20 protein-coding genes are annotated in these 23,942 nt (G+C 51.1%); 10 read left to right on the forward strand and 10 right to left on the reverse strand.

What is annotated here, in order from left to right:
• Positions 1-85 precede the first annotated feature (85 nt).
• Entirely contained in the window at positions 86-1,783 is a 1,698-nt protein-coding gene (locus ACN0YN_RS00555; protein WP_417383021.1) for an FAD-dependent oxidoreductase, read from the reverse strand.
• A 19-nt stretch (positions 1,784-1,802) separates the two neighbouring features.
• The gene (locus ACN0YN_RS00560) at positions 1,803-2,264 is read right to left on the reverse strand and encodes a GNAT family N-acetyltransferase (protein ID WP_417383022.1); all 462 of its coding nucleotides are present in this window, start codon (positions 2,262-2,264) and stop codon (positions 1,803-1,805) included.
• Between the two features lie 206 nt (positions 2,265-2,470).
• Here ACN0YN_RS00560 and ACN0YN_RS00565 point away from each other — a divergent pair, with 206 nt between their 5' ends.
• The 7 genes from ACN0YN_RS00565 (at position 2,471) to ACN0YN_RS00595 (ending at position 9,886) form a co-directional block, all read left to right on the forward strand.
• Complete coding sequence (locus tag ACN0YN_RS00565; protein ID WP_417383023.1) at positions 2,471-3,628, forward strand: XylR family transcriptional regulator; 1,158 nt, start codon at positions 2,471-2,473, stop codon at positions 3,626-3,628.
• A 179-nt stretch (positions 3,629-3,807) separates the two neighbouring features.
• Entirely contained in the window at positions 3,808-4,371 is a 564-nt protein-coding gene (locus tag ACN0YN_RS00570; protein ID WP_417383024.1) for a DJ-1/PfpI family protein, read from the forward strand.
• A 42-nt stretch (positions 4,372-4,413) separates the two neighbouring features.
• The gene (locus ACN0YN_RS00575; RefSeq protein ID WP_417383025.1) at positions 4,414-5,742 is read left to right on the forward strand and encodes a Gfo/Idh/MocA family protein; all 1,329 of its coding nucleotides are present in this window, start codon (positions 4,414-4,416) and stop codon (positions 5,740-5,742) included.
• A gap of 61 nt (positions 5,743-5,803) precedes the next feature.
• A complete protein-coding gene (locus ACN0YN_RS00580; RefSeq protein ID WP_350197835.1) occupies positions 5,804-6,562 on the forward strand; it encodes a phytanoyl-CoA dioxygenase family protein in 759 nt (252 codons plus the stop codon).
• A 39-nt stretch (positions 6,563-6,601) separates the two neighbouring features.
• Positions 6,602-7,543, forward strand: a complete 942-nt coding sequence (locus ACN0YN_RS00585) for a sugar phosphate isomerase/epimerase family protein (RefSeq protein ID WP_417383026.1) — start codon at positions 6,602-6,604, stop codon at positions 7,541-7,543.
• A gap of 75 nt (positions 7,544-7,618) precedes the next feature.
• Positions 7,619-7,990: a hypothetical protein gene (locus ACN0YN_RS00590; RefSeq protein ID WP_417383027.1), complete on the forward strand. Its 372-nt coding sequence runs from the start codon at positions 7,619-7,621 to the stop codon at positions 7,988-7,990.
• A 78-nt stretch (positions 7,991-8,068) separates the two neighbouring features.
• Complete coding sequence (locus ACN0YN_RS00595; protein ID WP_417383028.1) at positions 8,069-9,886, forward strand: sulfatase-like hydrolase/transferase; 1,818 nt, start codon at positions 8,069-8,071, stop codon at positions 9,884-9,886.
• On the opposite strand, the gene ACN0YN_RS00600 is transcribed toward ACN0YN_RS00595, so the two are convergent.
• The 4 genes from ACN0YN_RS00600 to ACN0YN_RS00615 all read right to left on the reverse strand — a co-directional run bounded on the left by ACN0YN_RS00600 (position 9,887) and on the right by ACN0YN_RS00615 (position 15,918).
• Positions 9,887-10,147, reverse strand: coding sequence for a hypothetical protein (locus ACN0YN_RS00600; protein ID WP_417383029.1), 261 nt, complete (start codon positions 10,145-10,147; stop codon positions 9,887-9,889). It lies immediately after the preceding gene.
• A 225-nt stretch (positions 10,148-10,372) separates the two neighbouring features.
• Positions 10,373-11,050 carry a TPM domain-containing protein gene (locus ACN0YN_RS00605; RefSeq protein WP_417383030.1) on the reverse strand — a complete coding sequence of 226 codons (678 nt, stop codon included), beginning with the start codon at positions 11,048-11,050 and terminating at the stop codon, positions 10,373-10,375.
• 54 nt (positions 11,051-11,104) lie between these two features.
• The gene (locus ACN0YN_RS00610; protein WP_417383031.1) at positions 11,105-11,836 is read right to left on the reverse strand and encodes a TPM domain-containing protein; all 732 of its coding nucleotides are present in this window, start codon (positions 11,834-11,836) and stop codon (positions 11,105-11,107) included.
• Positions 11,837-11,958: 122 nt separating this feature from the next.
• Positions 11,959-15,918 carry a PQQ-binding-like beta-propeller repeat protein gene (locus ACN0YN_RS00615; protein ID WP_417383032.1) on the reverse strand — a complete coding sequence of 1,320 codons (3,960 nt, stop codon included), beginning with the start codon at positions 15,916-15,918 and terminating at the stop codon, positions 11,959-11,961.
• Positions 15,919-16,259: 341 nt separating this feature from the next.
• On the opposite strand from ACN0YN_RS00615, the gene ACN0YN_RS00620 reads away from it, so the two are divergent.
• Both ACN0YN_RS00620 and ACN0YN_RS00625 read left to right on the forward strand, forming a co-directional pair.
• Complete coding sequence (locus ACN0YN_RS00620; RefSeq protein WP_417383033.1) at positions 16,260-17,600, forward strand: leucine-rich repeat domain-containing protein; 1,341 nt, start codon at positions 16,260-16,262, stop codon at positions 17,598-17,600.
• 15 nt (positions 17,601-17,615) lie between these two features.
• Entirely contained in the window at positions 17,616-18,509 is an 894-nt protein-coding gene (locus tag ACN0YN_RS00625) for a uracil-DNA glycosylase (RefSeq protein WP_417383034.1), read from the forward strand.
• Positions 18,510-18,524: 15 nt separating this feature from the next.
• On the opposite strand, the gene ACN0YN_RS00630 is transcribed toward ACN0YN_RS00625, so the two are convergent.
• The 3 genes from ACN0YN_RS00630 to ACN0YN_RS00640 form a co-directional block, all read right to left on the reverse strand.
• Positions 18,525-19,052 (reverse strand): HPP family protein, encoded by a 528-nt coding sequence (locus ACN0YN_RS00630; RefSeq protein ID WP_417383035.1) that lies wholly within the window; start codon positions 19,050-19,052, stop codon positions 18,525-18,527.
• A 287-nt stretch (positions 19,053-19,339) separates the two neighbouring features.
• On the reverse strand, positions 19,340-20,410 hold the full coding sequence (locus tag ACN0YN_RS00635) for a hypothetical protein (protein ID WP_417383036.1): 1,071 nt from the start codon (positions 20,408-20,410) through the stop codon (positions 19,340-19,342).
• A 29-nt stretch (positions 20,411-20,439) separates the two neighbouring features.
• The gene (locus ACN0YN_RS00640; protein ID WP_417383037.1) at positions 20,440-21,072 is read right to left on the reverse strand and encodes a TlpA disulfide reductase family protein; all 633 of its coding nucleotides are present in this window, start codon (positions 21,070-21,072) and stop codon (positions 20,440-20,442) included.
• Between the two features lie 149 nt (positions 21,073-21,221).
• On the opposite strand from ACN0YN_RS00640, the gene ACN0YN_RS00645 reads away from it, so the two are divergent.
• On the forward strand, positions 21,222-22,463 hold the full coding sequence (locus ACN0YN_RS00645) for a c-type cytochrome (RefSeq protein ID WP_417383038.1): 1,242 nt from the start codon (positions 21,222-21,224) through the stop codon (positions 22,461-22,463).
• 13 nt (positions 22,464-22,476) lie between these two features.
• Here ACN0YN_RS00645 and cls read toward each other — a convergent pair whose 3' ends face one another.
• Positions 22,477-23,907 (reverse strand): cardiolipin synthase, encoded by a 1,431-nt coding sequence (gene cls, locus ACN0YN_RS00650; RefSeq protein WP_417383039.1) that lies wholly within the window; start codon positions 23,905-23,907, stop codon positions 22,477-22,479.
• Positions 23,908-23,942: the final 35 nt, after the last annotated feature.

A 23,942-nucleotide genomic window follows, 5' to 3' on the forward strand; every position in this document is an offset into this window, starting at 1 on the left:
CATGGCGAGTGGCACGATGCCGTTAAGTCGAATTCATCAGTGCTGGAGTAGCCAGGAGAGGAAGAAGTGGTTCGCTGGACGCTGATTAGTGGACCGCTTTGCCATAAAACTTCTGGATGTGGGACTGATAAGATTCGAGTGTTGCGGGGATCTGGGCTGCATCCAGTTTACCCGTTTCGACCAGACATTCCGCGAGGGCCTGCAGAGTGGCTGCCTGCAGACGTTCAGCGAAGATCAACATCAGGCGACGTTCGATGAGATCGCCGATGGTCTCGACCCATTCGTTGTTGATGGTCCAGATTACGTACTGGCGGGGAATGTCGGTTCCGGGAAGCAGTTCTGTTGACAGGTCGGGCAGTGAATCCAGGATATCTTCGATCATGGTTCCCTGGAGTGTCCAGAGTGTCTGGATACTTGCCAGCGACAGTTGATACTTTTCCGCAAGGCGATCCTGTTCCGCTTTGAGGATATCGGGAGTTTGCGGGTAATGTTCCGCACCGGGGATCAGACGGGTTTTGGATTCGGAGTGATAACTCTTACCAAGTTTTTTGAGAATGCGATCGGTAACGTTTTCAGCAAAGGCACGCCACGAAGTCAGTTTTCCTCCTACCAGAGTAACGATCCAGCCGGAAGGGCCTTCGAATTCTTTGATGGAGTGATCGCGCGAAATGGAAGCCGCTTTCCCCTCGGGTTGATAAGGCAGGGGACGAACGCCGCTATAGTGAAAGTTGATATCATCCGACGTCAGGCCGACCTGTGGGAAGACCATGTTGACCATGCCGACGAGGTAATCTAATTCTTCGGGACTGGCGGTGACGTCGAGCGGATTGCCTTCGACACGGACATCGGTCGTGCCGATCAGGGTGGAGTTTCCAAACGGAAGTATGAAGACCAGGCGGCCGTCACTGGCTTCGGAGTAAATTGCCTGTTCGCCTAAGACATCGCGGAGTTTTTGATTGAAGGTGATGATGTGACTGCCTTTGGTTCCCCCCATCAGACGGGGAGAGGGAACGTCGACCTGTTGGAGTGTCAGATCGCCACAGGCCCCGGAAGCATTGATGATGACTTTCGGAACAAAGAGCTCGTGATTGAAGCCGGGATTCAGCAGAGATGTCAGTTGGGCATTTCTGTTTTGCAGGGAGAGCTGGTGGTAGGTGAGGAGTTCAAACTCAAGACCTTTCTGCCGGGCAATCTTCTGACAGTCATGTAATAACGCGACGACAAACCGTTCGGGAAATCGCATTTGAGCGTCGGAATAGCAGGCGAGCCAGCGGAATTTATCCTGATTGATCTTTGGCATTCCCGCTTCGCCGACATCGTGAACCGAGTGGCGGGGAAGATTGCCTTTCGAAGCGAACCAGTCATACATGGTGAGTCCCATGTCGACGAGATACATGCCTCGTTCCGATGAGAAGGAGAACTGCGTGGTGAGCCAGTGTGCGCCCGGAACACGGAAGCCGCTGAGAAAACGCAGGCCGGACGACATGACACCTGTCGCGCGATGGGCCAGCGGAATGGCAAACCTCAAAGGTTTTACCAGATGCGGTGCCAGATTGAGCAGGATACCGCGTTCGTGAACCGATTCTTTCACCAGGGAAAAATCACCATATTCCAGGTAACGCAGTCCGCCATGAACCAGACGGGAGGATTTGGAAGTGGCTCCCTGTGACAGGTCCCCCTGGTCGATCATGCAGACGGGAATTCCGTTTAACAGCAGTTCTCGGGCAATCGCGACGCCATTGATACCTGCTCCCAGGATGAGTACCCGCTCGGTCTGATTCATAAAAAATCCATGTGTTGAACTAAGTCGCAGGTTTGAATTCCATCAACAGTCGATGTTCATGGGGGCGATAATAGCCTTCAATTTTCTTTCTGACCTGAAAACCAAAGCTCTCATACAGCTTGACCGCCGGTGTATTTTCAGGGTTCACCGTCAGTAATACAACCTTATCCGCCTGCTGCAAGGCTTGTTTCATCAGGGCGGAGCCGATTCCCTGTCCTCGAAAATCGGCATGGACCATGATTTTATGCAGAAAGATTTCGTCCGTATTTGTGGGAAACATCAATAGGGCACCAGAGAGGATCTGAGAGCCTTCTTCAGGCGAAGAAACAGCGATCAGGACAGTGGCATATTCACACCAGAGTCTCCAGGCATGTTCGCCATCGGGGATAAAAGTGTCCGGTTCTATCGGCCAGGCAATACGATCCAACGCTGCGATTTCCAGAAAATCATGGGCCTGAGCCTGTTTGATCTGATAGTCCACAAAAGCCTTTCACAGTCAATTCTTATCGGTCATGGTGTCAGCAAAGTTTATGAAGAGTATTGTACGAAGTCTGCCGATCTGTTTCGATCTTGATTGAACAGAATTCGGAGTTGCTGTAAAAGATTACTTTCATTGAATTGAAATAAAATCCCGCCTGCATCGCTGATGCAGATCACACATCGATTGAACTGGCACTGATGGCACTGATGGCTAAATCTTCGATACCGCATGTGGCTTTACTGATTGAAACATCCCGTTCACACGGTCGGGGATTACTGAATGGCATTCGACAGTACATAACAGAAAATGAAGAATGGTCTGTTTTCGTGATGCCTCGTTCACTGGATTCCCAGGTTCCCGCCTGGATTTCCCGCTGGAAAGGTGACGGGATCCTCAGTCGCACTACCAGCCAGGAAATGGCGGATGCCATAACGAATTCAGGGATACCGGCTGTGGAATTACGATCCACCAAGCTGGAACATTCCTTTCCCTTTCTGGGGATTGATAACCGGGTGATGGGTCGCATGGTGGCGGAACATTTTCTGGAGCGGGGCATTCATCACTTTGGTGTCTATGAAATTGGTAGTGAAGTTTATTTCGAACAACGCCGCGATAACTACATTCAAACCATCAAAAACGCCGGGTATGACGTCAGTGTGTTTTCTTCTCCCGATGATTCCGAAGTGCCCCGCGAGTGGGAAAAACATCAGGAAAAGATGGTCGAGTGGGTTCGCGAACTGCCTAAGCCGGTCGGCATTATGGCTTGTACCGATCAGTTGGGGTTCTGGCTGCTGGATGCCTGTGATCGCGCTGGGATTTCCGTTCCCGATGAAGTCGCCGTAGTCGGGGTCGAGAACGATGATATCCTGTGTATGATGGCGCGGCCGCCGTTATCGAGTGTGGCTTTCAATTCGACCCGCATTGGATATGAAGCAGCTGCGCTGTTGAGCCGGATGATGAAGGGGGAGCCGGCTCCTGAAGAACCTTATTTGATCAAACCGCTGGGAATCGTGACGCGGCAGTCATCCGATGTGGTCGCCGTGGATGATCCCGAACTGGCGCTGGCATTGCGGTTTATTCGTGAAAATGCCTGCAGGGGCATTCAGGTTTCCGATATTCTGAAAGCGGTTCCCATGTCGCGAACGGCGTTGGAACGGCAGATGAAATCGGCGATTGGCAGGTCGCCCAAAGCGGAGATCATCCGGACACAGATGGAGCGGGCCAAGGAACTGCTGGCTTCGACTGATTTATCACTCTCCCAGATTACGCAACGCATCGGTTTCCGCCATACGCAGCATTTCAGCACGCTGTTCAAAGAAAAAGCAGGCGAAACTCCCGGCGAATTCCGGGCGAAAATGCATTGATTACATGCATACAGCAGCTGCAGAAGATGCCTGAAATCAGGAGAATTCTTTGATTTCGTGTCGTATATTCTACGCAAAACCTGATAATGTTTATGAGATTCCGTAATGACCGGTCTGGATTCCCCTGTAGAATGGAATCCAATTCAATGCTTGAATTTAACGTAGAAGGAATGTTTTGAATGAACAAAGTGCTAATCATTGTTGGTGATGCAACCGAAACTGTTGACACGCTTTATCCCTACTATCGACTGATTGAAGGGGGCTATGAGCCTGTGGTTGCTGCACCTGAAAAACGTTTGTATCAGATGGTCCTCCACGAAGTGAAACCGGGATGGACGATCACAAAAGAGTGGGAAGGCTACACGATCCAGGCAGATATTGCCTTTAAAGATATCAAAGAAGAAGAGTACCTGGGCATCTTTTTCAGCGGCGGCCGTGCTCCCGAGTACATTCGCGACGATGAAGACCTGATTCGGATCACTCAGCATTTCTTTGAGAAGAATAAACCCGTTGCTTCCGTGTGTCATGGCGTAGAAATTCCAGCACGTGCCGGTTGTGTGAAAGGGCGTCGTATGGCGACCGTTCCCAAATGCCAGTTTGATCTGGAAGTCTGTGGCGGCATTTTCGTGAATGAACCCTGTGTGATTGACGGCAATATGGTCAGTGGGCGTACGTATCACGATCATGGTCAATACATCGGCCCCTGGATGAAAATGCTGGATGAGGCACGAAATCAGTACTGATAAACCGTTTTGAAATCACTCGATCAATCAGAGGAGACTGCGATGACTTCACAAAAACTATCTCGTCGAACGTTTGTTAAAACAGCAGCAGCCGGGCTGCCCCTGGCCTGTCTGGCGCCGGGAGTTTTTGTGAATACGGCTCGTGCTGCAGAGAAGGCCCGCAATCCGAATGAACGGTTGAAAATCGGTTCGATCGGCATGCGGTATCAGGGTTCGGTCATTGCGGACAAAGCCCAGCAGTATGGCGACATCGTCGCAATTGCCGACGTGGACCGGGAGATTGCAGAGAAGGCCCGTAAGCAGTTCGGTGGAAAAGCGACTCTGTTCGAAGATTATCGTGAAATGCTGGAGAAGGCGGACATCGACGTCGTCACGATTGGTGCCCCCGATCACTGGCATACTAAAATGCTGATCGATGCCTGCCGCGCCGGCAAGGACGTTTACTGCGAAAAACCATTAACGTTGACCGTCGATGAAGGGAAAATCATCAACAAAGTCGTTGATGAGACCAAGGCAGTCGTTCAGGTCGGAACCTGGCAGCGAAGCGATCATCGTTTCCGTCAGGCTGTCGAAATGATCAAGGATGGTCGTATTGGAAAACTGCAGAAAGTGACTGTCACGCTCAGTAAAAATAAGACAGGAGGCCCATTCAAGACCGAACCGGTTCCTTCTGTATTGAACTGGGATCTGTGGCAGGGGCAGACACCCGATGTTCCCTACATCAAAGAACGCTGTCATTACACGTTCCGCTGGTGGTATGAGTATTCGGGAGGTCAGATGACCGACTGGGGCGCGCATCATATTGATATCGCCCAGTGGGGGGCCGGCATGCAGGATTCCGGTCCTGTTGATATCGAAGGAACAGCGACGTTCCCGAATGTTGAGAACGGTTACAATGTGGCCCTCGATTACCATCTGAAGGCCCGTTATGCCAACGGCGTGGTTCTGGAAGTCAATGATACCGGTCGCACCGGGGTCATGTTCGAAGGAGACGCGGGACGTCTCTTTGTGAACCGGGGTACGATCGCCGGCAAACCGGTAGAAGACCTGGCCAAGAATCCTCTGCCTCGGGAATCGTTCAATGTTTATGCCCACGATAATCTTTCGCGCCCCCCTCGCATGGGAAAACTAGATGCGATTGTGAATCACATGGGGAACTTCTTCGATTGTATCGAAACGCGGGCGACACCCATTTCCAGCGTGCAGAATCAGCACCGTTCTGTGACAGTCTGCCACATCGGGAATATCTCACAGCGTCTGGGCCGCAAACTGACCTGGGATCCACAGCAGGAACAGTTCGTCGGGGACGCCGAAGCGAATACCTGGCTCAAACGCGAACAGCGTGCCGGTTTTGAGATCAAAGATACTTAATGTTCTTTGACTTCTATTACTCGTGAATGCTTAACCATTTCTTTTGTTTTCAGGAGAAACGATGACTGTCTCGACCGGGATCATTACCGAAGAACATAAAAAACAGTTTCAGGAAGAAGGCTACTTCATTCTGGAGCGGGCGATTTGTGAAGAACATCTGCAGATTGTTCGCGATGCCTGCGATCACCTGATTGATCTGATGCATGAGGAGATGGATCGCCTGGGGACCGATCATATTCACATCAGCCATCGTGGCAAACGCTATCATATCGCGAAGAAATATGATCAGGCGCCGCGGCTGGAAGAATATGTATTCAGTGATCTGATGGCAGAAATCTGTAAAGCCACGATCGGGGATACGTCGTACCTGTTCTACGATCAGTATGTCGTGAAAGCGGCTGAAAAAGGGATCAAGTTTTCCTGGCACCAGGACTCCGGCTATCTTGGTTTCCTGCATCGTCCTTACGTGACCGTCTGGGCCGCCGTCGATGACATGACTCTGGAAAACGGGACGGTCGATGTTCTGCCTTATTCCACGGTTGGTATTCGTTCGCTGGTCGAGCACATTCGTGATCCGGAAACCGGCGACAAAACCGGTTACTTCGGTAAAGAACCGGGTGTGACCGCAGTTGTTCCCGCAGGCAGCCTGGCAGTCTTCAGCTCATTGACATTTCATCGCAGTGGTGCGAATACCACCGACAAAATGCGACGGGCTTACGTGACACAGTATTCTCCCGAACCGATTATCGATCCCGAGACTCAACAGCCTAAGCACCTGGTGGTTCCCTTTCTGAAGGATGGGGAACGGGTTGTTTCTTAAGTCGCTTCGGATTTCACAGCAACAGAAAGATTCAGATTCATGAACGATCAGCTCAGTCGTCGCGATTTTAATAAACAGCTTCTGGGGACAGCCTGTTCGGCGGGTTTACTGGGAACGGCGCTGGGAGCCGGGACAGAAGCTTCACAGAAGCCTTTCCAACTGAATTATATTGTCGCATCCTGTATGTATGGCACACTGCCTTTGGAAACCATTCTGCAGGAAACGCCGAAAACGGGTGCCGAATATATTGAGATCTGGGCGAAGCGTCACGGCAACCAGCGCGAACAGATTGACGAACTGGGGGTTGAAAAAACGAAGCAGCTGCTCGACAAGTACAAAATCAAACTGGGTAGCTTCACCTGCTTCAAATACGGTCTGTTTAACATGCGGGGCGAAATGGATCTGGTCAGTCAACTAGGTGGAGACATGGTGATCTGCAACAGTGGCGGTCCCAAAGGATTGAAAGGGGCCGAGCTGAAAGCGGGGATCAAAGCGTTCGCCGAAAAACTCAAACCGCACGTCGCTGCAGCCGAAGAAAAAGGAGTGATGATCGGTCTGGAAAATCATGGCGGCGGACTGATCAACGATCCGGACACACAACGCTGGCTGATGGAAATGCTGCCCGCGAAGAATTTCGGCATGGCGCTCGCCCCGTATCATCTGGAACAGGACCCGGAAATGATCGGTAAGCTGATCACCGACCTGGATGATCGACTGCTGCACTTCCAGGCCTGGCAGCATGGCATGGGCTGTACCAAAAAACTTCCGAAAGAACAGGAACTGCTGCAGTTACCCGGACGGGGAGATTTAAACTTCGTCCCTCTGCTGGCGGCGCTCAAGAAGATCAATTACCAGGGACGGACGGAAATCTTTATGCACCCGGTACCGCGCGGCATTCCCATTCTGCCGACAGCAGAACAGGTAACCGCGGAGATTAATCGCTCCCGTGAATATCTGGAAAATTGCCTGAAGCAGGCTTAATTCAGATAAAGAAATGAGAGAGAACTGGTGAACAGTTCGGTTAGCGAATATGATTTCGATGAGGAGGGACTGCTGATGTCCGAGAATCTGACCATCGAAACCAACGCGATCGAACATCATAATCGGGGCTTACAGGCCATCGTATTAATTTCATTATACGTGCTCGCTGTCTGGGTCCCAGAGATTTGTTTTGTTCTCTATTCTTTTCTCGTGCGCGGCGTCTCCAGCAATGACCTGATTTATGCATTGTTCATCATGATTACATTTATGGCATCGCCAGACGCAGTCTTGATTCAGTGGGAAGCCTTAATCTTTACGGTCACTTTGTTAGCCGGAATCGTATTCGTCTGGCCTGCGTCCCTTAAGGGGAAAACCTGGTGTGCCGGTCTTGTCCTGTTGCTTCATGGTGTTATTGGCGGCTACTTAATCTATCTGCGAACTCGTTAGAGGATGCGATCTTTTGTTGTGAATCCTCTGTCTGAATAGTGAAACCTTAAGAATGACTCTGCGAAGGTAATCTGACTTATGAACCCGCGACGTATTCTTCTGAGTATGATTCTCCTACTTGTTTCCAGTCTGCTTTGCCTGGACAGCCAGTCCCTTCAGGCAAAAGAAAAATCCCGGCAACCGAATATTATTCTGGTCATGACCGACGATCAGGGGTATTGGGATACGGAGATATCCGGTAACCCCAAGATCGAAACACCGACGATTAAAAAGCTGGCAGCCGAAGGGGTCACCTTTACGCGGTTTTATGCCAACATGGTTTGTGCGCCGACCCGGGCCGGGTTGATGACGGGCAGGCATTATCTGCGAACCGGTCTGTACAATACCCGCTTTGGCGGAGACACACTCGGTCCGAATGAAACGACGATCGCGCAGGTCCTGCAGAAAGCGGGCTACAAAACAGGTCTTTTCGGCAAATGGCATCTGGGGCGTTACGCGCAGTATCAGCCGCATCGTCGCGGGTTCGATCATTTCTTTGGACATTATCACGGACACATTGAACGCTATACCAATCCCGATCAGGTAGTCGTCAACGGGACTCCCGTGGAGACGCGGGGATATGTGACCGACCTGTTTACTGATGCCGCCATTGATTTCATCAGGCACAATCAGCAGCAGCCATTCTTCTGTTATCTGGCTTACAATGCACCGCATTCTCCGTTCCTGCTCGATACGTCTCATTATGGTCAACCGGAAGGGGACAAGCTGATTGAAAAATATCTTGCGAAAGGGCTGCCACTGCGGGAAGCCCGGATCTACGCCATGATTGAACGGATCGATCAGAATCTAAGTCGCTTATTGCAGACCGTGCACGATCTGAATCTCGATCAGGAGACGGTCGTGATCTATACCAGCGATAATGGCGGCGTGAGTCGAGGCTTTAAAGCCGGGCTCAAAGGGAGTAAAGCGAGTGCCTATGAAGGGGGGACCCGCGTTCCGTTTGTGGTCCGCTGGACCGATCACTTTCCGGCAGGAAAAACAACCGATGCGATGGTGGCCCAGACCGATCTGTTTCCGACATTCTGTCAACTGGCGGGGGTCCCGGTTCCCAGTGACCTGAAACTGGATGGGAAATCGATCCTGTCATTGATGGAGCAGGGGGGCGGAAAGTCGCCTCACCAATATCTGTATCACACCTGGGATCGCTACACACCGAATCCGTTTCATCGCTGGTCCATTCATGGTTCCCGTTTCAAGCTGGTGGGCCATGATCCGCAGGGGAAAAAGGAAAAAGAGGGGGAGCCTCAAGGTCAGCTCTATGATCTCCAGGCAGATCCCGGCGAGACAAAGAATGTGGCCAGTCAATATCCGGAGAAGGTCAGCGAACTGCGTGGAGAGTTTCTCCGCTGGTTTCAGGATGTAACGGAAGGCCAGAACTACCAGCCAGCGGCGATTCCTGTCGGCGATGCAGAGGAGCCGCTTGTTGAGCTGCAACCCAGTTGGGCGATTTTGAAAGGGGATGATCTGGAGTATTCATTCGACGGTTACGACTGGGATACGATCGATGGCTGGAAATCAGACGAGGGGAGCGCCACCTGGCAACTGGATGTGTTGAAACCGGGCACGTATGAAGTGATCGCCAGCTATGGTTATAGCAGTCCTGCAACTGCAACCGGGCAACTGGAGATCAATGCGGGGGCAACAAAGCTGGAATGTCGTCTCCCAATGACTCCCAGTCAGAACGTCTTCTTCAAACAGAATGTGGGAACGATTTCACTCAAAGAAGGCAAACAGAGGCTGACCGTCAAAGCAGACAGCCCCGCTGGTATTCCGGGGCTGCGTTTGAATTCACTGTGGTTGAAGTCGGTAATTAATCCCTACTTTGAAAGCAAGTGATCAGAGTGACTTCCGAATCCGCTGAAAGCTTTCCTGAATTTCTTTGCCGACATTGAACAGGGCATCAGCCACGCTGCCTGCGGACTCTTTCATGGCATCTTTGACGGGTTTGTAATCATCTTTTAATTTATCCAGACGATCTGAGACCTTATTCCATTCATCTTTTGCTTCCTGTTTACCCAGATGAATTTTCAAAGCGAGTTCATCTTTCTGCTGCTCCAGCGCTTCGATCAGTTCGTCCATTCGATTGCGGTTGGTCATTTGATGATCCTTTTCTGGTTTCGATTTTAGACTTGCCCGGTTCTGGTAATTAAAAAGCTTCCCTGCAGCAAAAAGCTGATAGAAGTAACCCGGTTTCAACTATTATTATACCCGTTCTCAACGAACATCAACAGCCGTCAATTTAAAAGATTGCAGCAGGATAAGATCTTCGTAAAGCACGGCTGTGAGAGACAGACTGGTGGTAAAGTATGTCTTACCTGTCGCTCAGTCAATCAGAACCAGTGCATCCTGAAGTTCATTCTGATCGTCTGCGGCGCGGGGAAGTGGGACTGATGCCTGGCTGCCGATTTCCAGAATGGTTTCGCAGAGAGTGGCGGTTGGATTTCCGGAATGCAGTCCCGTCGTGAGTTTCTGGCAGGTTTGATCCAGGAAGGACTGACCAAGCTTGTCAATGACGGACTGGTCTGCCAGAGCGACCGCCATATGCTCGAAGAGGGAGATGTAGATCAGGATGCCTGTCCCCCCTTCGGTATGATGGATGCGTTTATCAAAAAAGATTTCCCGGGCACGGGCTGCGACTTCATCCTGCATCTGAACCCGGGGAGTAAAGAGTCGTCTCAGCCAGCCAATTCGACTACCGGCGATCGCGCCCAGAATGAACGCGATGGCAAGCATGATGGCCGCCAGAAAGAGTTCAACAACGATGGGCATGCCTCCCCAGTCTCCCGTCTGACCACTGCTGCGGGGGAAGAAATACCAGAGGCAGAGAGCTGTCACAATTGTCAACCAGAGCCCCACGACATCTTCCGGTCGATCGTACCGCCCTGAGGACGTTGCAATGACGGGTACGATTTCGCAGGATGTCTGCTTTTCCGCTGCGACGACCGCCTGCTCGACTTGCTGCTGTTGCTCTTCGTTTAAATAACTGAATGCGCTTTGCATGAAATATGTCTTTATCTTAAGGCCGTCGCGTGTCAGGGAAAGAGAGTACGAAAATTACCAGGAGCCCGTAGCGCCCCCACCACCGGAAAATCCGCCGCCAAAGGAACCGCCACCGAAGCCGCCTCCACTGTTTCCTCTATTGGTAAGCATCTGATACAGGATCGCCCCGATGACAGCAAACACGACTCCCCAGAACAACCAGGCCCAGCCACTGGAACCTCGACGAATGAGAGAGACGACGGTGAAAATCGCCAGGCCAACAGCCACAGCGATAATAACGTAGGTCCAGGATGAAACCGGCTTCGCGGGCAATTCCAGCTTGCGTGCCATCTTATCGAGGGCTTCGACCCCCGCGAGGATTCCCTGGTCAAACTGTCCCTGTTTGAAGTGCGGAATAATGTAGTCATCCATAATCTGGCGGCACTGGGCATCATCCTCACGCCCCCAGCCGGCTCCCAGTTCGATACGGGCTTTGCGGTCATTTTTGGAAACGAGCAGCAGAATCCCCGTATTCCAGTCCTGATCGCCAAGTTTGGCATGCCCGATCTGCCATTGGTTAAACAGGATCGTGGCGAAGGTCTCAATCCGCATGTCAGCACCGCCATGCTGAGCCATCGAGTCGATTGTGACCACAATAATGGGGGTGGCTTTGTCCGTGAGCAGCTTATCGCAGATCTCTTTGATCTTTTTTGTCGTTGGCTCATCCAGCATGCCGGCGAGATCGCGAACGAACTCCCGGTCGCCTGGTGGATCCAGAGTGATTTGCAGCGCAGAGGCTGACGACAACCTGCTGAAGCCTGTAAGGATGAGGATCAGACAGATAACGGCTGATTTGCGGTTCAGATGAAATTTCACTTTATCTCGCTTCAAGTAGAGAGCGGGCAGAAGAGTTGGATCTGCCTGTCAGTCTATGAATCTGAGCGGATAATTTCAATTCCACTTAAAGCTGCGGGAGTCTGGCTGGCAGATTCGTTTTGCGGAACCAGTTCGAGCTGTAAGTTATCTTTGACGGAAACGCCATCAAATTTGAGTGTCTGGGTTGGCTTCGTAGACTGAGGATTAAAATCTTTTTGAACCACTTTCCCCTGCAGTTTGATCTCATATAATGGTGGTTCCTGCTGCTCACTGATGGCAACCGGTTCCAGGCCAGAGAAGGAGAGTTCTACCGAGTAGGTGGCGGGCGCATCGTCTTTGCCCAGCAGAGGAATCGTACAGGCTTTCAAGCCGCGCGCCCAGGACGTGTAGACCCAGCCTGGCTCTGCATTTTTGACAGGGTGGGTGATTTCATTCAGGCTTTCATAACCTCCCCCCTGGTTGAATTGAGGCTGGATATCAAATTTGAAGTCGAGGCCGGTTTCCCGGCTTGGTTTCGGTCGGGGATACGCCATCCAGACCGTTCCGTGTGCATCGCGACGGTCACCGGGGGCACCCATGTTCAATGCCATATGCTGGACTGGAGTTTTGGGGCCGACAGAGCTGAAGATCGTCCAGTGGGTACGTTCTTCGCGCGGTTCGAGCACGATGGTGGAAGAGATCGAGAACAGACAGACGCAGCCTGCACTCGATTCGGGGATCATCACCAGCCCGTTGGCGGGAATCGCATTGATCCAGCAACCGGTACGATGGCCGGCGAAATGCCGGGTGCCGGCGTCTTTCTCCAGATCGTAGAAACCTGTGAATCCGGAGCGGAACATCAACAGGTTTTCGGAGGCAGATAACATACCGCAGTGATGACCTTCCCGCATGATGCTCCAGGGAACTTCCTGGCCGGTCAATGGATGCTTACGCGTGTGTTGTATGCCGGTGTAAAGGTCGTAGGACCAGGGTTCGGCGATGATCTTATCTCCGACAACGATGGGGCGATGTCGATAGTTGGCATCTTTTTTCCAGAGCAGGGACCCATCTCCGGCATTCAGGGCCACCAGTCGTCGGCGGGAAAAATCACCGGCAATAAACTGTTTCCAGTAATGTCCGTTTGCATTGGCTCCACAGAGCAGCAGTACATTGTTCTGGTACAGTAGTGTCAGTTTTCCGCCGCCAATGCCAATTTCACTGCAGTCCGTCACGTCGACGGGTTTCGACCAGAGTTTCTCCCCCGTTTTGATGTCGAGGGCAACTGCCAGCCGCAGGTCCTGTTTTTTCAGTCGATCTTCGGCGATTTCACGTTCCTTGCCGGTCAGTTCTTTCAGATGCGATTTGTCCTGACGCAAAATTTCAGCACGCTGCTCACTGGTGATGGAACTGTCAATAAAGTAGGCGGCTTCAGGGCCGATTGCGATTGTATGATGGGCGATATTTTTACCCTGATAGCTCCAGGCTGGCTTTCCGGTTTTGACATCGATGGCGAACAACGCATCGGTAGAATCTTCCGTTTTCCGACCGCGGCGAATCTGTCGGGCTTCGAGTTCTTTGCGTGTCGTCGCGGTTCCGAAGATCAGACCATTCTGATAGGCGAGATACCCCCATTCGTGTTTGCCGTCATTGAGTTTTTCCGGCAGGGGAATTTTCGCCACAGTATTGCCAGTGGCTGCGTCCAGCTGGTAGCAGCTTTCTTTCATCATGAAGAACAGGCTGTCATCGCTGGCGACGAGGTTCCCCGGATTCTGGTTCTGAAATACGCCGGTTCGAATGGCCTGCGGATTATCCCGTTCCCAGAGAAACAGACCATTGTAGGCATCAAAGGCCATGATGGTGCTTTCACCCTGAATAAACAGGCGGCCGTTGATAGCAAGAGGACCGACTGCACCTTCATGACGGTTGACCATCTTCTTTTCGCCGGGATCACCAAACCAGAGCACTCCCAGTCCGCCTCGAACCAGCTGGTCTTTACTGCTGGCGGTGTTGCCTGGATCGCCGTACTGATGAGACCAGCTGCCTGCACCAGGCAGAGCGCCCCGGACCAGAGTGGCGTAACCCTGTTTGTCATTAATTTTCGAAGTGTCGGCGAGTCCGGTCTGTTTCAGCCAGTCCATGAGTTGTGTGTTCTCGACCTTCTCGGCCTGTGAATTCGCTGGAATTCCCAGACAGATGGTACCCCCCAGTGGTTTCACATGCGTGGCAATGTCTTTGGGAATTCCCGGAATCTGACCGGTTTTGAGCAGAGAGTCGGAAACAATCAGGTTTGCGAAATAGTGTGAGTAAGGCAGCGGAGAGAGTTCGGTCTGATGAACGGTCACACGATGACCATAATAGCCGGCCTGGCTGAGTTTCTGCCGAGACAGTTCGGCTTTTGCTGGATCTGGTTCGATACAGTAGATTTTCAGGTTGCTGTTTCGGGCCAGTTCATAGGCGAGCCGACCTTCTTCACTACCGAGAACCAGACAGAATCCATCTTTCATATCAGTGTGTGTTAAAATATCTTTGGCTGCCTGCTGATAGACAGGAGTCAGGTCATCTTCGGGATAAGGTGATGTCGCTGTGACTGTATTGATCTGTGAAACAGGTTGAGCAGACTTTGAACTACCATACCCGATGACTTCGCCCGCTGATGTGCTGACAATCAGTTCGCCATCGGAAACCGCCAGCCCGCGTGCTTCTCCTTTGACTTTTAATGTCTCCAGCAACTTTCCCGTGGCTTCATCAATGATCAATACCTGATCTTCTCCACCGGCAATCACTTTATCACCGGCGACAATCAGAGCGTTACGGGAAGGAGCTGCGATCTCCCAGATGAGACCCGCTTTCGCAAATGCTTTATTTTCGTCCTGTAACGTTTTGATTTCCGCCCGTACTTCTTCCGCTTTTTTCCCTTTCAGGCCGCGGAGTTTTTTGAACAGGTCGTTAATGGTCATGTCATTTTTGTGGGCTTTTTGAGAGCCAACAGCGTGTTCGCTGCGATTCACTTTCAGGATCGATGAACCCGTTGCGAGGTAGGCGAAATCTCCCTGAACGGCCATCTGTTGCCCGTTGATCCAGGCATAACCGATGTCACCTTCATCCTGAGTTAACGCCAGAATATGGTGTGCACCCATGGAATAAATCTGACCATCGGCGAGCAGCGCCTGTGTTCCCCCCACGACCCCACCTGCAGTGCTGCGCCAACTGTAAGAGCGTTTGTGTTCTTCCTCGCCGGTTTTTTTATTGAATGCAGCCGGCAGGGAACGCCCTGAGGGGAAGAACAGGAATTCGTCATTTGCCAGAATGTAACCCTGAGGAGAGAGTTCGTTGCGGCCTGCTGAAGTCTGGCTGAGATTATCTACTTTCCAGATGACTTTACCGGTTTTGGCATCGACGGCGTACAGATAGATATTTTCATGGGGAAAGATTCCCGCTCCGAAATAAGCGATTCCGTCATCAACCAGAACATTCGTGCGAACGGGCCAGCGCGAGACCATTTCCCCGCGGGCAATGATCATTTCTTCGTTCAGTCCGGCACGCAGTTTCCAGATTTCTTTCCCCGTTTTCGCATCGAGGCAATAGACGAAGCCATCATCCGAACCGAAATAGACGCGAGACTGGCTGACAGTGGGGGAGAGGCGAACTGGTCCGCCAGTAAAACAGGTCCAGAGAACTTTGCCTGATTTCAGATCGACACAACGCAGCATATGATCGACCGAGGAGCCAAAATAGGCCCGTCCGTCAGCGATGGCGACCTGGAAGGCTGCATCAAAATCAACGCGCGATTCCAGATCGTGCCCTTCAATCACACGCTCTCCCGGATCGGTCTGACCTGTCTTAGGCGGGCTGGGAGCAACATATTTCCAGGCAGGCGTCAACGGAAGCGAAATGGAGTCGGTTGTGGCCCCTGCACGTTCCCGGTCTGCGAGATAAGTATTCCAGTCTTTTGCCTGAATTTCCTGAGGGAGAATCGCGAACAGGGATGTCAGACAGAAAAACAGGAGAGCGGGAGAGGCGAGGCGATGTTTCACTTCAAGATCCTTGAATAACTGGCGGCAATCGAACTTACCGGGGAGGTAAACGGAACAAAATTTCAAGTCAACACATCGAAGTCTATTTATGCTATCGAGTATAGCCGGTTTGCTCCGGGAATCGCAAGTAGTTACAGAAAACAGAGTCATTGAATTGCAATGTTTTGGTCTGGGCTCTATTTTGGGGATCATTGTTAGCATCTTAAGAGGGTTCTATGAATCTTTGATGACAGGCAGAATTACGCTGACCATGTCGGTCGGCAGGTAGAACGCCTGAACATAAAATTCGCCCGGAATGCAACCAGATTTGAACCAGTTCAAATATGACAAAGGATATCAGGATGAAGACAAGAGTGTTTCTTTCTCTGGCAGGTTTTTCTCTGGCTGGAGCATGTCTGTTAACAGGATGTCCCTCTGCAAGTACACCACCCGCTGATCCGGAGAAAGCCGTTTCTACTGCGAAAAGTGAGCCGGCACCAGAAACAGAAAAACAGAAGACCGCTGTCGAACCTGATTCGCCGGAAGCAGTCAAGGTATTTAAAGACCTGGATGCCAAACTGGGCATGTCCGATGATGGCCGCGTGCTGATCCTGGATCTGAAGGGGACGAATGCGAAGGACGAGGATCTGAAGCATCTGGCAGGTCTGCCTTCCCTCGAACGGTTGATCCTCTGGGGGCCTAACTTTACAGATGTCGCTACTGAAGAAATTGGCAAGAAAAAGAATCTCTGGTTTCTCAGTCTGGAAAGTACGGCTGTGGGAGATGAAGGGGTTAAGAATCTGTCGGATCTGAAAGACCTGCAGGTGCTCTCGCTGCGGGCAACCAACATTACCAATGACGCGTTGAAAGTGGTTGCCGAATTCCCGGAACTCAAAGATTTGGATCTGCGGTTCAATAAAGAAATCAATGATGAGGGGATGCCGCATATCAAGGGGATGAAAAACCTGAAAGTCCTGAAGGTCCAGGCGACTCAGGTGACGGATAAGGGCATGAAGGATGTCGCCGCCCTTCCGAATCTGCAGCGTTTGAATACATGGGGAAGAAATATTTCTGACGAGACACTGGAGTTGTTGAAGGATAAAAATCTGGTGTCTCTGGAACTGGATGATACAGAAATTTCGGATGAAGGGATGAAGTATCTGAAAGACATGACCAACATGGAAGCCCTGCATCTGCGGCGGGATTTTGTCGGCAATCCCGGGATTGAAAACATTCAGAATATGAAAAAACTCCAGACACTTCATCTGCGGGATACCGTGGTAACCGATGAAGGAATGAAGTATCTCTCGGGGTTGACTGATCTGACTTATCTGGATCTGGATGAATCGATGATTGGCGATAAAGGACTGGAGCAGATCAAGGACCTGAAGAAGCTGACCCGACTGGGTTTGTGGGGCACGGAAACGACCGATGAAGGCTTGAAAATCATTTCTGGATTTACAGAACTGAATCGGCTGAACCTGGAGGGGACTCCGATTACCGATGCGGGACTGGAACAGTTACTGCCGCTCAAAAAACTGGAATATCTGAATTTGAGTAAGACAGATATTTCCGATGCCGGTTTAAAAAAACTGGAAGCCTTGAAGAATTTGAAGGAGCTGCAGTTAAGCTTTTCCCAGGTGACCGATGACGGCGTCAAACAGTTTGAATCCGCTGTTCCCGGGTGTAAGGTGAAGCGTTAAAGACTGGTAAAGCTGATGAATCAGGATGCAAAGACACGCTCGCAGCGCGCGGTCCGACAGTTGCTGGAAAGCTGGCAGCGGTCGGGTGTGACCTCTGTACGTAAGCTCGATCCCGCTGAGCTGGAGTCTCTCGTCACAGCATCTGTTGTGGAACCGGTTCCGGAAATCCCGGTTCAAGCAGTTGAGCCTGCGACTGCGACTCCGATTCCCCAGCCATTAAATGTACCGCAGCCTCAAGTCAGCGCAATGACAGAGGAGCCGGCCCAGGAGTCGGATCAAGCTCGAAAGGAAATGAGTGTGCCTCGAACAACGAAATCGAAAATGAACAAAGGCGATCGCCAGGCAGAACTGGATATTATCGCGACTCAAGTATCAAAATGTCGAAAATGTCCGGAACTGGCTGAAACACGGACCCAGACTGTGTTTGGCGTAGGAAATCCAAGTGCTAAAATCATGTTCATCGGCGAAGCGCCGGGAGCGGATGAGGACAAGCTGGGAGAACCCTTTGTCGGCCGGGCAGGGAAGCTGCTGGATAAAATTATCGAAGCGTGTCAGATGAAGCGCAGCGAGATTTATATCGCCAATATTCTGCGGTGCCGTCCGCCGGGAAACCGGAATCCTACCGATCAGGAAGCTTCGAACTGCCGCGGATTTCTGGATGCGCAGATTGAGATTGTGGACCCGGATTATATCGTCTGCTGGGGCTCTGTCGCGGCGAAGAATTTATTGCACTCGGATCTGCCAATCGGAAAAATGCGGGGAGACTTCTACGAATACGGGCGGGCTAAAGTGGTGTGTACCTATCACCCTTCCTATCTGCTGCGGAATCCTTCCGCGAAGAAGAACGTCTGGGATGATATGATCTTTCTGTTCGCTGATATGGGCATTGATCTGAAAGCCCAGGGTTGATCCGTCTGCAGCCCGTTAATTACCGGAACTGACTTTCAGCTGCAGTCGGTTGACTGGTGTGCCGTAGCGGGGGAGGTGCGGCGGGTTAATCGGGGACGAGGATGAGTGTATGGTCTCTGTGTCTGAGGTGTCCTGAACCGATGTCTGATCAGGATCGTCAATCGCATCAAGCGTGAGCATGACTCGAAACAGATCACGGCAGGTGAGTTTTCCTACCAGTTTGCCATTGTCGGTGACGGCCATACAGCTGTTGCGTCGATCACGAAAGAGAGGTGCGAGTTGCAGGGCATCGTCTTCGGGGGAAAGCGATTCAATCTGAACATACATCAGAGAATCGATGGGGGCTTCGAGGTGGTAATGTGTCAGGCGATATTTGAGAAGATCGTATTCGGGAACGACTCCCACCAGTCTTCGTAATTCGTCTACCACGTATATTTCAGACGCTTCTGCCTGAATCATCTGCTCCGCAGCGGCCTGAAGTGTTGTTCCCAGGCAAACGCTGGCCGGATTAACGGTCATCAAATCGCGAACTCGTACCCGCATCGTGACTCCTCCTGATCAACTTTCGTTTTGTTGTGAACAAAAACGAATCACCAAAGAGACGGATGAACCACTTTTATCTAACAGGAAGATAAAAGAACTGGCCCGCTGGAGAACCCAACTTCGGATAAAGTAATAACGTAATCCACACCTGAGTCTCTACTGAGAGAATAAGTTGCCCGCTGACAACATGATGCCTTTTTTCAACAGAAACTGACGAAATTGTGAGAATTCAAATTGAAAGAATACAGGTCATACAGATTGTAACGGTTGCATTTTCTCGTCAGGTACTACGTCTGGTTCATGGTCGAATCAGCAATAGAATCTGCAGGAAACTTCCAGAATTGAAGAATTTCTTCTGCGACCTGCGCGACAACTTTAGGGCCGGTCGTCGCTTCAATATGTCCCAGAGAATGATGCGTCACCTTTGTGTGCCACTGCTCTGCCAGTGCCTCGATTCGAAATGGTGGGACAAACCGATCGTAGTCGGCCACGTGCAGATGAATGGCAGAACCAGCGAGTTTCGGTTTCCAGAGCGGAATTCTCAGCGGCTGGCAAATCTGTTCGAGTTGCTGTTCGCTGAAGTCAGACTCTTTGATCCCGCGACGGATAGCATTGACCACGGTCCCCCCTTCATCAAGAATGTGGAAGAGGTCTACGGGAGGTGTGATGGCCATTACGAACTCAAGTTGCTCGATTAAAAGTGAAGCCGTCAATGTCATCCAGGCACCATGACTGATTCCCATCAGGCCGACCTGGCGTCCTTCTGATTGCAGAGAAAGAATCAGGCTCCAGAGATCAAGCAGGCCTTGCCTGGCGACGGAGAGTTGATGGTCCAGGTTTCCGCCGGCAATCAGCTGACCGGGACGGTAGCCCGGCGGAGTTCTTCGATAGTTGAACGGACTGTCCAGCATGACGACGTCGATTCCAGCGGGTGTCAACCGACGGGCGAGTCTGTTAAAACTGCGTACTCCCAGTTGAACGATTCCGTCGATTGCTACCACGGTATAACGAAGATCGGAGTTTGCATCTGCTGCAGTAGCCGTGGATTTCCAGTGCCGTCCCTTCACCAGATCATTCTCGGGGAAACCGGTCTGGATTGAACTGGGGAACTGAAAGTCTTGTACTTCTGCCGCAGGAAATACCGCCTCCGAAGTGGGGCGCAGCTCTGATCGATATTCCAATCGTGCCGGCTCAGGCACTGGTGAAAAGAAGGTATGCAGGTCGCCGCTGAACAGTCCTGGCGTCTCTTGCTTAACATCCGAGATGATCAGAGGCTGTTTTTTATGATAGAAGAACCAGTGCAGCAGGTAGAAGCCGATGACCTCATCCACGCAGGTCGACCAGAGTTTACGTATCATGGACTTCACTTATCACTGCAGGTTCTGGATTATTCAGGCTTCTGTTTCAGAGCTTCCTGAATGGCGGTTTCAATATCCTCTTGCGTAAACTGCTGGTCCGGGTCGGCGAAAGAAAACTTTTTGATCAGCTTACCGCTGCGATCGTAAACCCGGTAATGAGGCAGGGCCCCTCCATCAACTTCAAACGTATCCATGGGATCCTGATCGTCGGTTGCCGTTGCGAGAATATTGGTAAAGTCCGCGTCTTTTGATTTCAGGAACTCCAGGACTGCTTTTTGAGTTTCTTCGTCCGACTCATCCATTGAAACTGAAATGACACTGAGCCCCTCATCGGCATACTTCTGATTCCATTCAACGGTGTGATGAAAATTCTTGACACAGGGGACGCACCAGGTTGCCCAGAAATCAACCAGGACCACTTTTCCGTTTTGCTTCGCCAGAAGTTCCTCGAAGTTTTCCGCATCGCTTAACGTCAGCGTGATGTCAGCTGTTTTTTCAGGCTTCTTTTCCGCTGATGTGGCCTCAGGTTGTGCTTCAGTTTTAGGTGTTTCTGTGGGTTTATTTGAGGAACAACTCCAGCAGATGATTCCGAGAAGGATGATGCTGAGAGTCTGAAAACCGATTCGGGAAATACGCTGAGAAATGGACTTGCTGTCTGCCATGATTCGTCCCTGAAATTCAAAGGAGTGATGAGATACCTGTACCAATTTTAAACAAAAACCGGAAATGAACATAGTGTGAAGCCGGTGATCTTCTGTAAGATTATAATTCCGTTGTCATTCAACTTTTCAAATGAAAGCAGGCATTCCTGATGGTGAGCCTCAATAAAATAATACTGTTTCGGACTCTTATTCTGGGGCTGGTGTGTAGCGGGATTGGAGATTTCTGCCAGGCCAAATCTCCCGCGATCAATTTTAAAATCGATCGCCTGGAAGATACGGTTCTGAAGGAAGTCGCAGAGGGTGATTATCGGATTATGGTGGCAGGTGAGCCACTTGATCGATTAACGGGAGCTGAATTTACCGCGCTGCGCGAACAGGAACTGAAGCTGCAAAACCAGAAACCAGCGGATGCAGAATCGAAACGTAAGCTGAATGCTTTACTGATTGCGATGGCACGGATCGCAGATGAACCCACACTCATTTATCTGCATGAACTGTTTGAATCTTATCCGGAGCGGAGAAATGATATCGCCGAAGCCATCAGCTGGTATGCAGAAGAAAACCAGCGACGTGATGCCGACTGGCGCGTACTGGTTCGATCACTGAATGTCATCGAAGGAGATCAGGCGAAAGCAGTGATGCGTGCGCTGACTCGTTTTCGTCGTCGTTCCAATAAAGCGCAGTGGATCAGGCAGGCAATCCTGGTCGGTCTGGAACAGGATGCCGAGGGGCAACAGATCGCTGACAGACTGTTAACACACTGGACAGGGCAGCAGTTCCAATCGGAAAGTAATTCCACACATCCGCTCATGCAGCAGTGGCAGGACTGGTTTGCATCAAATTATCCCGACGAACTTCCGGCTGTGCTGCCGGTTGAACCAGCCGACAGTCGCTGGAAGTATAAAGATCTCCTGGCAGAACTGCAGCAGCAGACAAAAGCCACGCTCGATCTGAAACTCGGTGCGCAGGCCTATGTCAAAGCGAATTGTGTGAAATGTCATCGTTTTGGAGAGCAGGGAGAAAAGATCGGTCCTGATCTGACCTATGTCAGTCGTCGGTTTCAACAGAAAGAAGTCCTGCAGGCCACCCTGTTTCCCTCACACTTCGTCTCGGAGGAATACCCTACTTTCACGATAGTGACTCAGGGGGGGAAGACATTTACCGGAATGATGGGGGCCGCAGGGCAGGATGAGATCCTGCTGTTAACGGAGGATGGTAAGCGACAGGTGATTAAAAAACAGGACGTCGATGAAATCATCCCTGTTAAAAAATCTGCGATGCCGGACGGCTTGCTGAATCTGCTGACGAAAGCGGAAGCGGTTCAGCTCATCCGATATCTGGGAACGTTGCCTGAAGGTGCCTCAGACAAGTATCGACACAAGTTGCCTTAGACGTACTTTGGCATTACATCACAGGGGCAAATAATCGACACAGATTCTGTTTCAGAATTACGAATTTGCTGCGACTGTTCCAGTCTGAATGTGTGATTTTAGCAGCGTTCAGGAAATCCTGTTCGACGGATTCTCTCAAACGCTGTGCAAATTTACGATCATAGACAGCCAGGCCAACTTCAAAATTCAGGATCAGGCTTCGGTAATCAAAGTTGGGGGTGCCGACCAGCGACCAGCTGTCATCAATGGTTAAAGTCTTCGAGTGCAGAATTCCCTTTGTATATTCAAAGATTTCCACACCAGAGTCCAGAAGCGGATCGTAGTAGGATCGACCAGCGTGAACGGTTGCAGGGTTGGCTGACTTACTGGATAGCAAAAGCCTGACGTGAACCCCGCGCCGTGCTGCTGACTCCAGGGCGGTGGTCAGTGATTCGGGGGGGACGAAATAGGAAGTCGTCAGCACAATACTTTCTCGTGCTTCGTTGATGGCAGCAAACATCATGGTTAAAAACACATCGGCATTTTTTTCCGGGCCTGACAGCAGCGTCTGGGCTGTCACAGTGCCAGTCGGATCGGGATGGGGGTAATATTCCGGCTGTGTTAACGCTTCGCCGGTGGCAAAAAACCAGTCTTCAGCGAAGACCTGTTGGAGTTGCAGAGTTTCCGGTCCCTCAATCTTAAGGTGTGTATCTCTCCAGAACCCAAGGTCATGGTTCAGTCCCAGGTATTCATCACCTATGTTCATTCCTCCGGTGAAAGCCGTCTTGCCGTCTACAATGACAATCTTGCGATGGTTACGCAGATTGATTGACCAGCGTTCTCGAATGGAAGCGCCCGGGAGGAACGGTGCAATCTTGATCCCGGCTGCCCGCATCGGTTTGAAAAAATTCTTACCCAGGCCAAAAGAACCCAGGCCATCATAGAGAAAACGGACTTCGACACCAGACCGGGCTTTTTCTATCAGTAGATCGCGAAGTAATGTGCCTGACTTATCGGGTTGCCAGATGTAATATTCCAGGTGTAATGAATGCTCGGCGTTTAAGATTGCCTGTTTGATTAAACCAAGTGTCCTGTTGGTGTCGGTCAACAGCTCAATATGGTTTCCGAAGGTGGGAACGGTATGGCTGGTATTCTGTGCCAGTCGCATCAGACTCTGGTTGATGGGGAGATACTCTTCATTGGAGAGCAACTGGTTCTGTACAATCTGGGGGAGTTTCGGTGCCAGTGACTGGTTCGCTTTCTCCTTTGAGAGCGATCTGCGCTGGACCCGATTAATTCCAAAGAACAGGTAGATGATTCCCCCCAGACCGGGCAGAAGAATGATGGTGAGGATCCACGCGACCGTAGAAATCGTGTGGCGGTTTTTCTTCAACAGGATGCTGGGGATTAAAGCCAGGGTTATCAGGTAGCCACAGAGCGACAGGGCTGCTGTTATCCAATCCATTGATCTGTCTCTTCGGCGCTTTCAGGCATGATACA

Source organism: Gimesia sp. (assembly GCF_048260065.1).
Lineage (GTDB): Bacteria > Planctomycetota > Planctomycetia > Planctomycetales > Planctomycetaceae > Gimesia.